13 protein-coding genes are annotated in these 17585 nt (G+C 51.6%); 8 read left to right on the top strand and 5 right to left on the bottom strand.

Features of this window, described 5'->3' with window-relative positions:
* Positions 1 to 9 precede the first annotated feature (9 nt).
* Positions 10 to 1518 carry an ABC transporter substrate-binding protein gene (locus tag AC50Y3_RS20950; RefSeq protein WP_494820665.1) on the top strand — a complete coding sequence of 503 codons (1509 nt, stop codon included), beginning with the start codon at positions 10 to 12 and terminating at the stop codon, positions 1516 to 1518.
* An 871-nt stretch (positions 1519 to 2389) separates the two neighbouring features.
* Here AC50Y3_RS20950 and AC50Y3_RS20945 read toward each other — a convergent pair.
* Entirely contained in the window at positions 2390 to 2872 is a 483-nt protein-coding gene (locus tag AC50Y3_RS20945; RefSeq protein WP_494820664.1) for a hypothetical protein, read from the bottom strand.
* 192 nt (positions 2873 to 3064) lie between these two features.
* On the opposite strand from AC50Y3_RS20945, the gene AC50Y3_RS20940 reads away from it, so the two are divergent.
* From AC50Y3_RS20940 to AC50Y3_RS20930, 3 genes are all read left to right on the top strand, one after another.
* Positions 3065 to 3364, top strand: a complete 300-nt coding sequence (locus AC50Y3_RS20940) for a hypothetical protein (protein WP_494820663.1) — start codon at positions 3065 to 3067, stop codon at positions 3362 to 3364.
* Between the two features lie 36 nt (positions 3365 to 3400).
* Positions 3401 to 4051, top strand: a complete 651-nt coding sequence (pcp, locus tag AC50Y3_RS20935; RefSeq protein WP_494820662.1) for a pyroglutamyl-peptidase I — start codon at positions 3401 to 3403, stop codon at positions 4049 to 4051.
* Positions 4052 to 4451: 400 nt separating this feature from the next.
* A complete protein-coding gene (locus tag AC50Y3_RS20930; RefSeq protein ID WP_494820661.1) occupies positions 4452 to 6446 on the top strand; it encodes a D-apionate lactonase family protein in 1995 nt (664 codons plus the stop codon).
* A 73-nt stretch (positions 6447 to 6519) separates the two neighbouring features.
* On the opposite strand, the gene AC50Y3_RS20925 is transcribed toward AC50Y3_RS20930, so the two are convergent.
* Positions 6520 to 6993: a hypothetical protein gene (locus tag AC50Y3_RS20925; protein WP_494820660.1), complete on the bottom strand. Its 474-nt coding sequence runs from the start codon at positions 6991 to 6993 to the stop codon at positions 6520 to 6522.
* A 163-nt stretch (positions 6994 to 7156) separates the two neighbouring features.
* On the opposite strand from AC50Y3_RS20925, the gene AC50Y3_RS20920 reads away from it, so the two are divergent.
* Entirely contained in the window at positions 7157 to 9790 is a 2634-nt protein-coding gene (locus AC50Y3_RS20920) for a GH116 family glycosyl-hydrolase (protein WP_494820659.1), read from the top strand.
* 537 nt (positions 9791 to 10327) lie between these two features.
* Here the strand turns inward: AC50Y3_RS20920 and AC50Y3_RS20915 are convergent.
* On the bottom strand, positions 10328 to 11215 hold the full coding sequence (locus tag AC50Y3_RS20915; RefSeq protein ID WP_494820658.1) for an AraC family transcriptional regulator: 888 nt from the start codon (positions 11213 to 11215) through the stop codon (positions 10328 to 10330).
* A 453-nt stretch (positions 11216 to 11668) separates the two neighbouring features.
* Between AC50Y3_RS20915 and AC50Y3_RS20910 the strand changes: the two genes are divergently transcribed.
* Together AC50Y3_RS20910 and AC50Y3_RS20905 are read left to right on the top strand one after the other, a co-directional pair.
* A complete protein-coding gene (locus AC50Y3_RS20910; protein WP_494820657.1) occupies positions 11669 to 12400 on the top strand; it encodes a Stf0 family sulfotransferase in 732 nt (243 codons plus the stop codon).
* Between the two features lie 16 nt (positions 12401 to 12416).
* Positions 12417 to 13400 (top strand): phosphotransferase enzyme family protein, encoded by a 984-nt coding sequence (locus AC50Y3_RS20905; RefSeq protein WP_494820656.1) that lies wholly within the window; start codon positions 12417 to 12419, stop codon positions 13398 to 13400.
* A gap of 81 nt (positions 13401 to 13481) precedes the next feature.
* Here AC50Y3_RS20905 and AC50Y3_RS20900 read toward each other — a convergent pair whose 3' ends face one another.
* Both AC50Y3_RS20900 and AC50Y3_RS20895 read right to left on the bottom strand, forming a co-directional pair.
* Positions 13482 to 14198 carry a glycosyltransferase family 2 protein gene (locus AC50Y3_RS20900; RefSeq protein WP_494820655.1) on the bottom strand — a complete coding sequence of 239 codons (717 nt, stop codon included), beginning with the start codon at positions 14196 to 14198 and terminating at the stop codon, positions 13482 to 13484.
* A gap of 112 nt (positions 14199 to 14310) precedes the next feature.
* Positions 14311 to 15399: a glycosyltransferase family 4 protein gene (locus tag AC50Y3_RS20895; protein WP_494820654.1), complete on the bottom strand. Its 1089-nt coding sequence runs from the start codon at positions 15397 to 15399 to the stop codon at positions 14311 to 14313.
* A 175-nt stretch (positions 15400 to 15574) separates the two neighbouring features.
* Here AC50Y3_RS20895 and AC50Y3_RS20890 point away from each other — a divergent pair, with 175 nt between their 5' ends.
* Positions 15575 to 16711, top strand: a complete 1137-nt coding sequence (locus AC50Y3_RS20890; protein WP_494820653.1) for a sn-glycerol-1-phosphate dehydrogenase — start codon at positions 15575 to 15577, stop codon at positions 16709 to 16711.
* Positions 16712 to 17585 lie beyond the last annotated feature (874 nt).

Raw genomic sequence — 17585 nt, 5'->3', positions numbered from 1 at the left:
CACTACCGCATGTTCAAAGAAAAAAGCAAGCTGGGAAAAAGCATCTCTCTGATTTTAGGCGGAAGCCTTGTTTTATCCGCGTTACCGGTTGCCAGCGCCGCTGGTAGCAGCACGCTGGCTCCTTACAAGCTTACCTTGTATTATCCTGGCTCACCTGCCAAAGATGAGGCTCAGATCGAAGCGAAAATGAGCAGGTATCTGACAGACAAAATCAATGCGACAATTGACCTCATCCCGATCGATTGGGGCCAATGGGACAGCAAGATGAACCTGCTGAAAGCAAGCCGCGAGCCGATGGATGTCATCTTCACGGCACAATGGAACGGCCATGCCAACGATGTGGCGAAGAAAGTGTTCCTTGCGCTCGATGATGCGAAAGGTCCGGCCGGCAATTTGCTAAGCAAATACGGCAAAGACATTACGAAGTCGCTCGACCCGGCATTCCTGGCAGGAGCTAAAGTAAACGGGCATAACTACGGCGTGCCGACTAACAAAGAATTGGCAGCGCAAGGCGGCGTAATCTACCGCAAAGATATTGCAAGCAAGCTCGGCTTGACCGCTCAGCTGAATGCCGTGAAAACGGTCAATGATCTTGCGCCGATTCTGGCAAAGGTGAAAGCGAAAATGCCAAGCATGACGCCGCTGTTCCTGCGTGACGGCGAAACCTTCAACTCCCACTATTTCATTCAGCAGGATTACCTTGGCGATACGACGATTGAAGGTCTGATTCGCAAAGACGGCACGAGCACGAAGGTTATTACACGCTTCGACGATAAGAAGTACATGGATCAGTTGAATGTAACACGCAGCTTCTACAAGAAAGGCTACATCAACAGAGATGCGGCAACGACGCAATTGTCCGGTCAAGATGCTTTGAAGAAGGGCAATGTGTTTATGATCGTGTCCTCCTTGAAGCCGGGCAAAGATGCTGAAATGGCCATAGCCGCGAATTTGGCAGGCAAGCTGCAGCAGATTAACATGACGGAGCGTACGGTTTCGACGGGTGAAACAGCAGGTTCCATGCTGGGGATTTCCACGACTTCGAAGGATCCGGCGCGTGCGATGATGTTCATCAACCTGCTTCACTCCGACAAATACTTAAATAACCTGCTCAACTTCGGTATTCAAGGCGTGCATTATGAGAAAGTATCGGGCGAAATTATTAAACCAGGTCCGGATGCAGCGAACTACAATCCGGGAGCGACTTGGATGTTCGGCAATCAATTCTTGAACTATGTTTGGAATACGGAAGCTCCGGATAAATGGGCACAGTTCAAGAAGTTCAACAAAGGCGCGAAACTGTCGCCGGCGCTTGGATTCACGTTTAATGCCCAGCCGGTCAAATCGCAAGTAGCCGCGCTCGTTACAGTGCGCAGCAAATACATCGCCGGTCTGGAAACAGGCGCAATCGATCCTTCGAAAGCGGCTGAGTTCCAGAAGAAAGAGAAAGCAAACGGGCTCGATAAAGTGCTCAAAGAGAAGCAAAAACAATTGAACGCGTTCCTTGCTTCGAAGTAATCTAGCAGCCGGAGTTGTCGGATTTGCTGGATTTGGAAACCCGCTGGGCCCTCTGCCCGGCGGGTTTTCTTGTTGGACTGGAATTAAGCGGATATGCCGCTTAGAAGTGGCACAACCGCCTAACCCCCGGTAAACGCGCCTTATCGGGGAGCCGTAATCGGATATACCGCTTACAGCCTCCAATCGAGGTCGATTGTTGCACCATAAGCGGATATGCCGCTTATAGCGTCCAAACAAGGCCGATTATTGCACCATAAGCGGATATAGCGCTTAAGAGGTGTAATAACCGTCGCAGCACCAGTAAACACGCCCTTTCGGGGAGCCGTAAGCGAATATGCCGCTTACAGCCTCCAACCGAGGTTGATTGTTGCACCATAAGCGGATATACCGCTTAAGGAATGGAATAACCGCCGCAGCACCAATAAACTTGCTTTTTTGGAGAGCTGAGAGTACGATTCTCGAACTCTCAACATCACATTTGCTCGTTTCCGCGTCTGAGAGTTCGAATATGAAACTCTCAGCCTCCGGCGTGAGCGGATATGGGGGAGTTAGCTAGCTGAGAGTACATTTTTCGAACTTTCAGCATCAATACTGTGCGTTTTCGCGTCTGAGAGTTCGAATATGAAACTCTCAGCTACAGGCGTGGGCGGAATGAGGGAGTTAGTTAGTTGAGAGTACGATTTTTGAACTTTCAGCATCAATACTGCGCGTATTCGCGTCTGAGAGTTCGAATATGAAACTCTCAGCTACAGACGTGGGCGGATATGGGGGAGTTAGTTAGCTGAGAGTCGGATATGTAGACCGCGATCCAAAAAAAGGCCAATGATCGGAAGCAACGCTTCCATTCATTGGCCCTTCGTTTTAATGACCGCTAGGTCGATCCAGCCGAAGCGATGCCGTTGAAGACGGCAGGGCCGATCAGGACGAGATCGAAGAATCCGTCTCTTGCAATAAACAGCGTGTAACGGATTTGTCCGGATAACACATCAGCCGCAGGTGGGAAGTCACCGGCAGTGATGCTGATTGGAAACAAAGCGCTCCAGAAGTGGATATTAAATTGCTCACTCAGAATAGTGACGCCTGTTCCCGGAGTGCCATCGCCGCCTCGTTCGACGAAGAGGGAAACAACGGTTGGTTCCAGTGGGAGCTCCAACGTCGGCTCCACGGATGATGCAAAATCAATAACGGCAGTTCCGGTCAAGGAAACGCGGACATTGTTCGTGTTCAAGGGGACTGCAGCGCCAACTTGTAAGCCGATGTCTCCGATCAAGATCGGCAAATTGTCTAACGGCTCATCTCCGCCAAAGTCGTTACGATGCACGGAAATACGTGTATCCAGAAATTGATTGGGCATATAATCACCTCCATTCAATACTATCATTCTATGAAAATGCAGAAAAAATGGACTAGTCTCTGGCGCATTTATTACGTTCGCAGGTCCTATCTTTCGCGGGAACTGGGAATGCCAGGAAGGGATTCCAAACGATCGTGCAGAAGAAAAGGACTGAAACGATCAACGCGATCAGAAGCGAAAAGGAGAATCACGATGGTTGGAGCGATTTTACTATGGCTGTTTATGATGGCCGTTTTCTTCTTTATCCTGTACTCGGTTATTCAGTCCGCATTGGATTCGTCGAACATGGCGAAGAACATTCAGGAGATTCGAGACTACTTATACGATTCGAATAGAGAAGGTAAAACAAACAGACGCGCGGTTGCCGAACAGCTCCTATCGACTCAGCCGGGCGCACTGCAAGACCTTTACGAGGAATGTCCCGCCTGCGGCGAGAAGGTCATCCAGCATGATCCGGAATGTCCGAGCTGCGGGTTGAGACTGAAGGATTAATCGCTATTCAGCTTCCCGTGAGAGGAGCAACACGACATGAACAAAGTATTGTTAACCGGCTTTGATCCGTTTGGAGGAGAAACGATCAACCCCGCTTGGGAGGTGGTCAGCCATTTTCAGCATAAGGTATTTACCAATCTCGAACTGGAAGTCAGGCAGATCCCGACGGTGTTTGCCAAATCCATAGCAGTACTAAAGCAGGCCATTCTGGAGGTGCAGCCGGATGTAGTCATCTGCGTCGGGCAAGCCGGCGGTCGCAGCGACATCGCCATAGAACGAGTCGCGATCAACTTGAACGATGCCCGCATCCCAGATAATGAGGGAAATCAGCCAATCGATGAGCCAATTGTCGAAAATGGTCCGGTCGCGTACTGGTCCTCTTTGCCGATTAAGACGATTACCAAGCAACTGCGCGATTCCGGCATACCTGCTTCGGTATCCCATACAGCGGGAACGTTTGTATGCAATCATCTCTTCTATGGGCTTCAGCATATGATCGAGACGGAGTTTCCGGCGATAAGAGGCGGCTTCATCCATATCCCTTACCTACCCATCCAAACCGAGCAGAAGCCACAGATGCCGAGCATGAGCCTAGAGGACATGATAAAAGCAGTTGAAATCGCTGTGATTACAAGCGTTCAGCATAATCACGATATCATCGCTCCCGAAGGTCAGCTGCACGGATAGAATGATCAAGATTTCTATGGCAAAATCGAAAAATCGGTCGTTTTTTTATATTGTCCACCTTTGCTCAAAAGCCTAGAATACAGACGAAAGGGGTGAGGCCGCACGATTTGTGTTCTAAGTCGATTAACCACACTCCGGCACTCTGAATTTGGATTGATCAACAGGTTCGGCTTCACGCCTGTCCATCGGCGAAGGCGTTCATTTGCAGTGAGTTTGGCTAAGAGGGATCGGGAAGCGCATTCACGATTTTACGACCTGCTGTGGATGCCGGTAATGAGAGTGGTGGGCATGACAGTGAAGAGCGTGAGCGTAATAGTAAAAAGCATGAAAGAGATGAGCATGACAGCGACTGGGTGCTGTGTCTGAAGAAGCAAGCCTAACAAAGGGGAGAGCGCGTGTTATGGTAAGTCAGGCAAGGGAGATATCCGTGTTGCGGTACGGCTCAACCGATCCGCTGCCGGAGCAGCGGCAGCTGAAAGCAGGTCCGCTGACTGCAGTGCTGGAAGAAGGCGGTCTTCGATATATTCGCTATGGCGGGCAGGAAGTAGTGCGCGGCATCTATGTGGCTGTCCGTGATCAGAACTGGGGCACGATTAAGCCGGTTTTTCGGGAATTTCGAGTAGCGGAGCACAGGAATGGGTTTGAGGTCCGTTTTGTTGCGGAGCATCGGCAGGGCGAGATTGATTTTGAGTGGGAGGGGTCCATCACCGGGTTGGAGGATGGAACCATTCGTTTTACATTCGACGGGGAAGCGCGGTCGGATTTTCTTCGGAACCGGATTGGCTTCTGTATTCTGCATCCTTCCGATCTGGCGGGTTGCAAGGTTGAAGTGGAGACGGAGGAAGGAATGGAGAAGCGGACAATTGCGGGAGTGTTCCCGGAGCGGATTTCGCCGCATCAACCATTCCTTGGCATGACAGCTATCCGACACGAGATAACGCCGAAGCTGGTCGCAGAGCTGAAATTTAGCGGTGATTTGTTCGAGATGGAGGATCAGCGCAACTGGACGGATGCTTCTTACAAAACCTATTGTACGCCGCTCAGCATCCCTTACCCGGTAGCAGTCTCGAGTGGGGAGCGAGTAAAGCAGTCGGTGACACTCAGGTTGATTGGTGAGAGAGCGGACGCGGCAGAGGCTGTGGGTTTGGGTTCCGAAGAGGTTGGCGGAGACGTAGTGGCCACGGCGGAATTATCAGGCGTACAAGAAATTAAAGTGGAATTCCATGACCTTGTGGTTGGGCATGTTCCCGGAATTGGTTTAGGGATGGCGCCGGGCCGTCCGCTTGCGACTTCTGAAATTAATGCCCTTCGTCCGCTTGCCCTGACTTTCCTTCGAGCGGTCATCCGATTGGCTGATGATGGCTGGAAGCAGGAGCTTGCCACTACGGTGGCGGCTGCAACGGCGCTCGGTGCTGGTGTAGAGCTTGAAGTGATTGTCCCTGGGGAATGGAAAGGCGAAACCCAAAGCCAAAGCCCAAGCCCAAGCCCAAGTGAGTGTATGCTTGAGATGCTTGTTCAAGCTATCGCCGAGGTGGAGGCTGCCGTGGATACAGTGTTTGTATTCCCGGATGCCGGCTATGTGAGCCATTACGAGCTATCCTCTATGCTTATGAAGCTGCGCGATTCGGCGAAGCTGTCTTTTCGCGTGGGCGGAGGGACCCGTGCTTACTTTACGGAGCTCAATCGCGCGGGGCTGCCGCTCGCTCCGATGGAAGCGGCGATGTACACCATGAATCCGCAGGTTCACGCTTTCGATATCGCCTCGCTCGCCGAAACGGTTTCCGCGCAGGCGGATACGGTTCGCAGCGCGCGCAGCATCGTACCTGATGTGCCGCTAAGCATTGGCCCAATTACGTTCAAGCCTCGTTTGAATCCGAACACGACTAGTGAGGAAGGAAGGCGAAAGTCCGAAGACCGCGCTAATCATACCGATGCGCGCCAATGGTCATTGTTCGGCGCGGCGTGGACGCTCGGCAGTTTGCGCAGCTTATCGGAAGCCGGAGCTGAGCGTGTCTGCTACCTAGAGACGGCTGGCCCGCTAGGGGTTATGCGTGACGGCGGGGACGAGAAGTATCCGCTCTATCATGTACTAGAGGCTGCGGCTAAGCTGCAAGGCGCGGAGGTACTGGATTGTCGGGTGTCTGACCGATTATGCTGCGATGCGCTCGCTGTAAGAGGTAACGATGGCGCAGTGACGCTGCTCGCAGCGAATTATACAAACGAGACAATACGCGTTCGCGTGAAGTCAGCGGCTTTTCAGCCGGTGGAATTGCTCACGCTGGATGAGCGAGCGTTCCAGCCGCTAGCGCCGGTCGCATTTCCGGCACCGATGGTGCAGGATGACGGCTCATTTGAGCTCGAGCTGCTGCCGTTCGCGCTTGCAGTGTTGCGATAAGGTTGGAAAGTTAACAAGGATGCGAGCCTCGGCCCGCATCCTTGCTTTTGTTATGTGGAGGAACGTTTGGGTACTAATGCGACACAGGTTTTAATTCGAAGTATTCGGAATCCGTACGCCATTTTACCAGCATCTTCGCGGTTGTATTAGGCACTAGCTCCGTTTTCCCCATAGAAGGAATCATCACATAAATCCCCTTCTCCGGTGCTTCGGAGAATATTGCCCCGGAGCCGCCGACAGCATCCCCAAATGAATATTCAGTAGAAAGCTGGCCGGTAGGCTTCGGATCTGGTCCGTTATACACGAGAACTTCTTTCATCTTGAAGTTATCTGCGCCTTTCAGTTTGTAGACGAACAGAACTGCACTCCAGTTATCGGAATGCCCTCTATATTCGTAGACGTATTCAATATTGGCATCGATCAGTTCGGGAAAATCTGTTTTGCTAATGCCTCCATAAATATCTGACGGCTTCGTACAGCCGCTAAGTATAACGATACTGCATAAAATGATGAGTGCGCTCATTAACCATCGTGCGATGTCCCTCACTCCTTTGTTTTCCAGATATAACCATTATACCATCTGCTTATAAGTTGTTGAGTCGATTGGAGTAGGTTAATAAACAATCCGAATTTACAACAAAAGAAGGCCCTTTTGCAATGCTTCCTCACCGGCTTCGTACTACAATGTGAAGTAGAAGGGAGCGATAATAGTGAATCAATTTGTATATGAGGACGAGCGACTAAATGCGATTTCATTTCCGATAGGCGGCATTGGAACAGGCTGCATCGGTCTGGCGGGTAATGGGAGATTGATGGATTGGGAGATTTTGAATCGTCCTAACAAGCGCAGCATGAATGCCCTTAGCCATTTTGCAATCAAAGCAGAGGATGGCGAGCGTGTGCTTGACGCTCGGATTTTACAAGGGGAGCTGCATCCTCCGTATATGGGTGAACCGGTCCGGGGAGGCGCGCTGCATTCGGGTTATGGATTTGGCCCGCATGCTGGGACGCTGGGTGGCATGCCCCATTTTGAGAAAACCGTCTTCAAAGGGACGTTCCCAATGGCTGATATCGAATTTCAAGATGCTGCTTTCCCGGGGCAAGTGCGGATGAGCGCGTTTAATCCGTTCATTCCCTCGAATGAAGACGATTCCAGTCTGCCGGCAGCGTTCTTTACGATTACCGTGACGAATACGACCGAGCAGGCATTAACCTATACGGTCAATCTATCATCGGCCAATATGATGAAAACCTCGCCAAGTTTGCACCGTTATGTGAATGATAACGGCTTGAAACGAATACATATGGCAACGCAAACGGAGCAAAGCGACAATCCGGAGTATGGCGAACTAACAATGGCTACAGATCAAGCGGATGGCAGCTATCAATTGTACTGGTACCGCGGCGGCTGGTGTGATTCGCTGGAGATGTTTTGGCGGGATTTTACTACATTTGGACCTTTCAACAATCGCGAATATGAGCCGGATGCAAAATTCCGCAATCAAGATATGGCTTCACTGGCAGCATCGTTAAACGTTCCTGCAGGCGAGTCGCGCAGTGTGAGGTTCATGCTCGCTTGGAGCAGTCCGTTCATGTACAACCATTGGAATCCCGAAAAAGACGGCAAACGCACCATCTGGAAAAATCACTACGCCGTTCGATTCGAAGATTCTCTCGCCAGCAGTACTTATGCGTTTGCGGAGTGGGATCGACTGGAGCGGGAAACGCGGCTTTTCCGTGATGCGCTGTATGGGTCAACGCTTCCGGCGGCTGTGATGGACGCAGTAGCGGCGAATTTATCGGTGCTGAAGTCGCCAACCTGTCTGCGGCTTGAAGATGGTTCCTTCTATGGGTTTGAGGGCTGCATCGAGGATGTTGGTTGCTGCGAAGGCTCCTGTACGCATGTTTGGAATTACGCTTATGCGCTGCCGTATTTGTTCCCGCAGTTGGAGCGGAGCATGCGCGATCTGGACTTTACATATAATCGCCGCGAAGACGGCCGGATGCAGTTCCGACTGGCGCTGCCGGTGGGCCGCGAACGCTCGAACTTCCACGCCTGCGCTGACGGACAATTCGGCGGGATCATTAAGCTGTACCGCGATTGGCGAATTAGTGGGGATGACGAGTGGCTGAAGGGGCATTGGGATGCGGCAAAATCAATGATATCCTACGCCTGGGCTGAGACTAATGAGGATAAATGGGATGCAAATCAAGATGGCGTACTGGAAGGGCGGCAGCATCACACGCTCGATATGGAGCTGTTCGGTCCAAACTCGTGGCTGAACGGATTCTATCTGGCCGCTTTGAAGGCAGGCGCGGAGATTGCGGATTATCTGGGCGAGCCAGAAACGGCGGAGCTGTACCGCGGACTGTTCGAACGTGGAAAAGCTTATACCGACCGCGAGCTGTTCAACGGAGAATATTATACGCAGTTGGTTCAATTGCAAGATTTGTCACTGCTTACCCGTTATTCGGACGGGAAATCGCTGTTCGGTGATGCAGTAGAGAAGGCATACTGGAATGCAGAAGCAGGCGAGATCAAATACCAAATCGGCGAAGGCTGCAGCATCGATCAGGTTGTCGCGCAGTGGCATGCCAACTTGTGCGGATTAGGCGAAATTTTCGATCCGGCGCAGACGAGAACTGCGCTGCAATCGCTCTATCGTTATAATTTCAAAAGCGAGATGAGAAAAGAAGCCAACCCATGGCGGCTGTATTCGCTTGGCGATGAAGGCGGGCTGCTCATTTGCACTTGGCCGGAAGGTCGAATGAAGCCTGCTGTTCCGCTTACCTATAATTCGGAGACGATGACCGGCTTCGAATATCAAGCTGCAGTGCACATGATTCAGGAGGGCATGTACGAGGAAGGCTTATCGATTGTAGAAGCCATTCGCCGCCGCTATGACGGGAACCGCCGTAATCCGTGGAACGAAATCGAATGCGGCAGCAACTACGCCCGTTCCATGGCCAGCTACTCGCTGCTGCATGCATACAGTGGATTCCACTATCACAAAGGGCAGGGGCTGCTCGGTTTCGATCCGAAGTTTGCGGCTGGAGCGGGAATTGGTGCAAGCGCGGGAATGGAATTCTATCAAGCGTTCTGGGCGCTCGACGGTGCTTGGGGAACGGTAAAACTTGGCGAAGATGCGCTTGAAGTTGAGGTGCTCTACGGAGAATTCGCGCTGCAGCGCCTGCAGTTGGGGGCAGCCCTCATAGAGCGAGTTCAAGCCGTGCGCCTCGGTGACGAAGAGCTGCAATTCGAGCGCAGCGGAGACCAGCTTAGCCTAGTAAGCGGTAGTGCGTTAATCTCACCAAATAGCACAATTCGGGTGGTATTGAGCTAGGTGAATTGAGTGGTTCTGGGAGTCACACAATGGTGGGAAACCGGTGAATTTGGCGAAAGAGTGGCTTCAAGGGCAACACAATGGTGGGAAACTGGTGAGTTCGGCGAAAGTGTGGCTCTGAGAGCAACACAATGGTGGGAAACCGGTGAATTTGGCGAAAGAGTGGCTTCAAGGGCAACACAGTAGTGGGAAACTGGTGAGTTCGGCGAAAGTGTGGCTCTGAGAGCAACACAATGGTGGGAAAGCGGTGAATTTGGCGAAAGAGTGGCTTCAAGGGCAACACAATGGTGGGAAACCAGTGAATGCGGCGGAAGAGTGGCTCTGAGAGCAACACATTGGCGGGAAACCGGTGAATTTGGCGAAAGAGTGGCTATTAAAGTAACATATTAGTCGCTACATGAGCGGAATTTCGATGAAATCCGCGAAAGAAGAGCACCCAGGGATCTACATGAAGCGGAATTCCAGCGGAAACCGCCAAAGAGAGGTATCCAATACCTCTCTTTGGCATCTCTGCTAGCGTTTCCAAGCGGCCAAGCTTTACGCGTCCTCGTTCACCCCGGCCCGGTATTGGCCGGGGGTGATCCCCGTCGTCCGCTTGAACGTGTTGGCAAAATGGTGATTGTCGGTAAAGCCGCAATAATCGGCGATTTCGTGCATGGTCAATTGGCTGGTGCGGAGCAGCTCCTTCGCGTGCTTGAGCCGAAGCGTTAGAAAATAATGATAAGGCGAAACGCCGAATGTCTCGCGGAACACAACGTTGAAGCGCGGCACGGAGAGGTTCGCCTTTTTTGCCATATCGGCTACGCGCAGCGGCTCTGAGATATGCAGAGCAAAATAGGACGTCACCCAGCCGAGCAGCGAATGGCTCTTATTCGGCGGCCGCTCCTCCTCGACATAGGGCTCAAGCAGCTGGAAAATCAATTGAAGAGCAGCACCCTGTGCCTTCATTCGATTATGCAGGCCGCAAGCTCCGTCATCCCATGCCTGAATGAGCGCGATTAGGGTTTCGACGAATGCCGATTTATTTTTGGGAGTAAAGATGGTCGGTACCTGCTGAAAGCCTTCCAACTCGGAGATCCGAGGCTGGATCAGCTCCTCTTGCCCAGCTAACTGAATTTGCCCGGGTAAGGTGATGAAGCTGCGCTCACGATGCGGGTTATAGAACAGGTCCATATGGACATACGGAGAAATGGTATCCGTCGTCCCCTCCAGAATATGAATATCACCGGGCTGCAGCATGCAGAACTGCCCTTTGGTTATGGTCAAAACCTTCATCTCGCGGGTAAGCGTAACGCGCATCGTTCCTTCTTGCACATAAAGAATGGCATAATCCAGCAAGGTGCGCTCGCCGAGGAAGAAGGGTTTGCGAATGGCATTCGACGCGGCGCGTATGTAGGGAACAAGATCAAGCTGAGTAGGATTCATAGGTAACCTGCCTAGTGTAAAATAGTCCGTCGACTCTATCATAGCAGGTCTAGCAGAGGGAATGCTCAATTGGATGATAATACGTAATCAGTAAAAATTTACTTGACGATTGCAATGGTAAGCGATTACACTAGGGTAAATTTGTAAGAGGATGGAGCGTGCAACGATGAACCAGTTCTTGACAGCAGTTATCGGTTAATCGATATCTGAATAAGCATGATAGCGGTAACACGCGAAAGGACAGCTGCTCAGCAGCAGTCTGTTTGTGTTGTCAGCTACTGTGCACCTGTCATGAACATTCATCATAAACGCTTGGCCTAATCGGACGCGCAGCCCATGCTGCGTACTCGTGCTGCCTGAAGCCGTAGATGGACATTTGTTCATTTACGGCTTTTTTGCGTGCATTTTACTCTCTTCCTACAAAAAATCCGTGACGAAAGCAGGAAAACCTTTATGAAACCATCTCAATCGTATACGATCTTTTTTTCTCAACGTACCGGAAGTACTTTGCTCGCATCTGCATTAGAATCAACCGGTGTTGCGGGGGTTCCGAGAGAATGGATGCACTTTAACGATCCCGAAACAATCAGCTTACAAGAGATCGAGCAAAAATTGAAAGAAGGGACTACCCCGAACGGCGTCTTTGGCATCAAAGATTCGATATGTTTCCCTCAGTTTGACAAGTGGATCACGTGTTTCCGGAAGACCTATGGTCTGGCGGACGATGTATCGCGGCCAATAGTGTGGGAGAGCGCTTTTCCAAATTGCAAATACATCTTCATGACTAGGCGGAACAAGGTTCGCCTTGCCGTTTCCTGGTGGCGTGCGATCGTTTCGGACGAATGGCACCGCGGGCATGGGCAGAAACCTAGTGATGTCGATATTTCCAATCAGTATAACTTCGATGCGATCAATCATTTGGTAGCGGAATCGGTACTGCGCGAGGCGGCGATGGAAGAGTTCTTCCTAGAAGGCGAAATCACGCCGATGACCATCGTCTATGAGGATTTTATCCGGAATTACGAGGGAACTGTGCTGGATATCTTGACTTATTTGGGCTTGGAGAGGGAGGGTGTTGTCGTAGCGCCGCCGCATTTCGATCAGATTGCAGACGACATAGCCGAGCAGTGGGTACAGCGCTACCGTGAGGAAAGACAGAAGGACTGGACGAATCGCGCTTGGTAAATAGGGGGGACATACAGTGAACGAACACGCTGAAGAAGTATTAACGCACTATCCGATACAAGAACCGATCATTGCATTCATTAGACATAACGAAAATATGACCTACAAAGTAACCGATTCGGCCAGCGGTACTAGCTATCTGCTGCGCATTCATAAGTCCGTTACTGACGGGCTGTCGGGGATTCAGCATTCACCGGAAGGGCTGCAAACCGAGATGAAGCTGCTTCGCGAGTTGGATCGGCATGAGGTCATGCGTGTGCAGAAGCCTGTTGCGAATACGAAGGGTGAATGGGTGACGACGCATCAATCCGACGAACTGGGTACAGTCTATGCGACGATGCTGGCATGGGTTGAAGGTTCGATCCTGGATGATACGAATATCCATATCGGACAACTCGAATTCCGAATGGGTGAACAATTGGCGGATTTCCATAATTTTACGCGGCATTATAAACTTCCTGTGGCCACGACTCGTCCGAACTATGATGCGGAGCGGCTAGACTCTGTATTAGCTGAGCTGCATTATGGCGTGGAGGCGGGCGTTTATAGCAGCGAGCATTTTGGCATTATCAAGGAAGTGCTTGGCGTCGTCAAGAAACAAATGCAAGAGTTGGATATGAGAGGCGATGCGAGGGGCCTTATACATGCTGATTTTCAGCGGAATAATGTCATTCTTGCAGAAGAAGAAGGGAACCCGGTTTTCATTGATTTCTGCTTATCGGGGTTTGGCTACTTCCTATTTGACGTAGGCAGCGCGGTCACACTGTTTAAAGGTGCACAACGAAGATCGTTCCTGCAAGGCTACGCTTCTAAAACCAACTTCTCCAAGGAAGATATCCGTTATATTGAGGGTCAAATCTTCTATGATACTTTCATCGGCTACGCCTTCTTCATTCGTGATGCAGAGCGTAATGGTTGGATAAAAGCGCATGCGGCCAGAGTCTGCGACACACTATGCGGCGATTTTCTTGCCGGCAACGAAGTGCTTGAGGCGATCTAGTAGGATAACGGAAAGAAAGAGAATGCCCGCCGAAGTGCTTTCAGCAGGCATTCTCTTCGTTGCTAGTTGAATCCGGTTCGGTTACCCGGGCAGTGTTGCGAGCAGTTGATCAAGTAGAAGGGCGTATTTGGCATTCACCGCATTGGCTTCATTCATAACCGTGTTGAAGTTTCGGACCGTTCCCATCTGGGAATGGCGGCGGTACAACGTGAGCGGCTCATTCAGATAGTGAAAATCAACACGAGAAAGCAGCACGCGGATCCACATGTCGTAGTCATGGGTATAGGGCAGGCCTTCGTTAAAGCCTCCTAGACCGTGGAACAGCTCCTTCGTCATCATAACGGTACATCCGTTTACCGGACAACCGTGCCGAATGCCGTTGATGAACGCTTTGGCTGATGCATATTTGGCTGCTGCTGTATATTCCGTAATGGTGCCGTGTTCATTGATGAGATGGTAATCCGTGTGGCAGATGCGCGCCTGCGTTTGTTCCATATAAGCTACTTGCCTCTCCACCTTATCAGGTGTGAAACGGTCGTCTGAACTAAGCCAAGCGACGTATTTGCCGGTGGCCATCGTGATGCCGTAGTTCAGCGCGCTACCTGTTCCGCCATTGCTCTTGCCGATATAATGAATGCGGCTTCGATAGGGGGCAATCACGTTCTGATGCCGAGTCGAGCCGTCATCGACGACGATGATTTCGATATTCGGATAGGTTTGATAGAGCGCACTGACGATAGCTTGATCAACATAAGGATCGTTATAGAAGGGGATGACGATCGACACTTTTGGCAGCATGATCTTTCTTTCACCTCGACAGTTTCATATCTACCCTTACTATATGGGGACAGGGCGAATGCAGACACAGCAGGTGTTCTTAGGTAGAGGACCATTTTTGCGGCAGCCTTACTCAGGCATGAACCATTAATCGCAGGGCTACGAAAATATTGATTAGATCAGCCGCATATCGGCTTGGGGAAAAGGCGGTTTGGATATGGCCCTGCGCATTTCGAATAATGAGCTCTCTACGCGGCCGATTATCCATGAGATCTTTTGCTTCTCGAACAGCCTCTTCTACCGTATGACTCGCGAAAAATTTACCGGTCTGATTATGCGTAATGAAGCAGCGCACGCCGTCGGAATCTGTGGAAAGCACCGGACAGAGGCAGCTCATCGCTTCTGCGACAGCATAACCGAAACCTTCTGTCGTCGAGGTGGAAAGCAGCATTCCGCCGGAATCCCCGATTGCGGATAAGTAATGGGGGATGTGACTGTGCGGCATGTTGGAGCGTATCGTGATATTGTTCTGAAGATTGAGCTCATATAGCTTGGCGTAGAATTTATCTCGCTCGCCCGGCTCCGAAATCGTAGCATCTTCAAACATCCACAGCTGCAGATTCGGGCGTTCCTTGATCAATTGACCGCAGATGGACAGGTAAAGCGGCCAGTTTTTGTTCTGTTCCAGTCTACCGATCCAGCCTAGAATCGGCGCACCGGTAGGGTTCAATAGTGGCGCATGATGGTGGATGAAGCTGCCGGTGTCAATCATATTTTGCACATAGAATCGGGGGAGGTCTCCCAAGTACGTTTGAAAAAGCCCCATTAGATGCGACGTTGGCGGACTGATGGCCGCTCTGGCGTAAGTTCGAATATAGCCCGAGGCAAAAGCGAACGTAGCCAGCGCCTGCTCCTTCGTGCCCAGCCCTTGAGCTTCGTAAATCATGGTACCTCGGTAACCGAGTCCATACAGCCGCTCCAGCATCAGATGGTCACAGGTTACAACAATGGCATCATACTGCTGTGCAGCAAGAATCGATTGAATCTCCTCATTACTATTGGTGATAAAATGAGGGATTCCCGTCATATTCTGCCTACCTGCTCCATCCCACAAATAGAGTGCGTGCGCCTCAATGCCAACCGCGCGAAGCGCATGATAGCGCAGCCGATTCAGCGTTTCGATCCCGCCGCTTGGAATAAAATACGTGAACAGCAGCTTCATTACTTGCGAACCTCCCTATCTAGCAAACACTTATGAATACTATATGTGGAAGAGTAGGGGCGCGTGTGGGTAGTTGTTGGAGAGCGAGAAGCTTTTGGTGCGTTTCACACGCAACGATGTATACTGAAAAGGACGAAGTTTCAGTGCCTATATCCATGCGAGAGGAAGGGTGAATATGAATATCCAATTGGCATTAGAAGAAGTAAACGCTGCAGCCAGAGAGAAATCGGAAGGGGTAGTGTTTGCTCCTATAGTGATGGCAGGTGTGTTGGACTCAGGTGCGTTGCGGCAGGTTGCTCCCTTTGTGAGAGAACGCGCATATGGCGAGGTTGTACTTGTCGTCGATGGAAATACGTGGGAAGCAGCGGGGAAAGAGCTTGCCGCGCATCTTGAGGAAGCGGGGACGGCTTACCGGGTTTGTGTGTTGAAGCCAAATGCCCAAGGGGATGTCATCGCGGATGAGCGGACGATTGTGCAGCTCATGCTGGAAACGCCGCCTCATGTCGGGGCGATTCTGGCCGTTGGCTCCGGCACGATCCATGATATCGTGAGGTTCGTATGTTACCAGACGGGGCGCGATTTCGTGTCCGTTCCAACAGCGGCGTCGGTAGACGGGTTCACCTCGGTCGGCGCTCCGATCATTGTCGATGGCGTCAAAATAACGGTTCCGGCCGTCGCGCCATGCGCCGTCTTCGCGGACTTGAACGTCCTTGCAGCTGCACCTCAGCGACTTACGGCTGCAGGCTTCGCCGATATGCTCGGCAAGTTTACGTCGCTTGCCGATTGGAGGTTCTCGCATGAGCTGGCTGGCGAGCCCTTCTGCCCGCTGGCTTATGAGCTCACCGAGCAGGCGCTCATGAAGTGCATCGCGAACGTAAACGAGATCGCTTCCGGCTCGCGCAAAGGCGTTGGCGTGCTGATGGAGGCGCTGCTTCAGTCCGGCTGGTCGATGCTGCTGGTCGGTCATTCACGTCCGGCGTCTGGGGGCGAGCATCATTTGTCGCATCATTTTGAGATGGCGTACATACGCGAAGGCCGCAGGCAGCTGCTGCACGGGGCCAAAGTCGGCGTAGCATCGGTGCTGCTCGCCGAGCTGTACCGCGAGCAGCTGGCTGCGGAGTACCCCGCCATCTATGGCGAGCTTCCGCATGCCGACCAGCTGCGGGACTGGCTCCGCGCAGCCGGCGGACCCGCCGATCCGGACGAGATCGGCCTGTCCGAGGCGCTCATCGCCGAAGCGATGCAGGAAGCGCATAAGCTGCGGGATCGCTACACGGGCTTGAAGCATCTGGTGCTGCGGGCTGGTGTTTGAGAGAGCTGGCGTAGATGTCGGCGAGAGCTGAGAATCGCAAAATCCGACTCTCAGCAGCCAAATACTGCTTAAATGATGCTGAGAGTCGTGAAAATCGACTCTCAGCACGAAAACTAACCTGATATTCGTGTCGGTGCAGTAAGCGACTATTCCGCTAATGGAGTGTATTTTGGTCGGATGTGCTTACTGTAAGCGGATATACCGCTAACAGAGGCGGAAAGTGGGAGATTGGGGTTAGTTTTTAAGGGATTTCGACGCTGTAAGCGACTATTTCGCTAATGGATTGTAATTTGGTCGGATGTGCTTACTGTAAGCGGATATGCCGCTAACAGAGGTGCGAAGTGGGAGTTTGGGGTTAGTTTTAAGGAAATGTCGGCGGCGCTGTAAGCGGCTATTCCGCTAATGGAGTGTATTTTGGTCGGATGTGCTTACTGTAAGCGGATATGCCGCTAACAGAGGTGCGAAGTGGGAGTTTGGGGTTAGTTTTAAGGAAATGTCGGCGCTGTAAGCGGCTATTCCGCTAATGGAGTGTATTTTGGTCGGATGTGCTTACTGTAAGCGGATATGCCGCTAACAGAGGTGCGAAGTGGGAGTTTGGGGTTAGTTTTAAGGAAATGTCGGCGCTGTAAGCGGCTATTCCGCTAACAGAGGTGCGTAGTGGGAGTTTGAGGTTAGTTTTAGGGAAATGTCGGCGCTGTAAGCGGCTATTCTGCTAATGGAGTGTATTCTGGTCGGTTGTGGTTACTGAAAGCGGCTATACCGCTAACAGAGGTGGAAGTAGGCGATTGGGGTTAGTTTCACGCACCCGCGCCAAGCGCCTTCGCTCTTGCGCCTTCTCCGCGCCAAGCGGCTACGCTCTTGCGCCTCCTCCGCG

The organism is Paenibacillus sp. J22R98, from assembly GCF_059383835.1.
The sequence above is the reverse complement of the archived record's forward strand: the minus strand, read 5'-3'. Positions and strand labels throughout refer to the sequence as shown.

Excerpts from the sequence above, each read along its gene's own strand:
- AC50Y3_RS20890 (WP_494820653.1), top strand. The coding sequence starts at position 15,575 with ATGAATATCCAATTGGCATTAGAAGAAGTAAACGCTGCAGCCAGAGAG.
- AC50Y3_RS20915 (WP_494820658.1), bottom strand. The coding sequence starts at position 11,215 with ATGAATCCTACTCAGCTTGATCTTGTTCCCTACATACGCGCCGCGTCG.
- pcp (WP_494820662.1), top strand. The coding sequence starts at position 3,401 with ATGAACAAAGTATTGTTAACCGGCTTTGATCCGTTTGGAGGAGAAACG.
- AC50Y3_RS20900 (WP_494820655.1), bottom strand. The coding sequence starts at position 14,198 with ATGCTGCCAAAAGTGTCGATCGTCATCCCCTTCTATAACGATCCTTAT.
- AC50Y3_RS20950 (WP_494820665.1), top strand. The coding sequence starts at position 10 with ATGTTCAAAGAAAAAAGCAAGCTGGGAAAAAGCATCTCTCTGATTTTA.
- AC50Y3_RS20930 (WP_494820661.1), top strand. The coding sequence starts at position 4,452 with ATGGTAAGTCAGGCAAGGGAGATATCCGTGTTGCGGTACGGCTCAACC.
- AC50Y3_RS20895 (WP_494820654.1), bottom strand. The coding sequence starts at position 15,399 with ATGAAGCTGCTGTTCACGTATTTTATTCCAAGCGGCGGGATCGAAACG.
- AC50Y3_RS20940 (WP_494820663.1), top strand. The coding sequence starts at position 3,065 with ATGGTTGGAGCGATTTTACTATGGCTGTTTATGATGGCCGTTTTCTTC.
- AC50Y3_RS20910 (WP_494820657.1), top strand. The coding sequence starts at position 11,669 with ATGAAACCATCTCAATCGTATACGATCTTTTTTTCTCAACGTACCGGA.
- AC50Y3_RS20945 (WP_494820664.1), bottom strand. The coding sequence starts at position 2,872 with ATGCCCAATCAATTTCTGGATACACGTATTTCCGTGCATCGTAACGAC.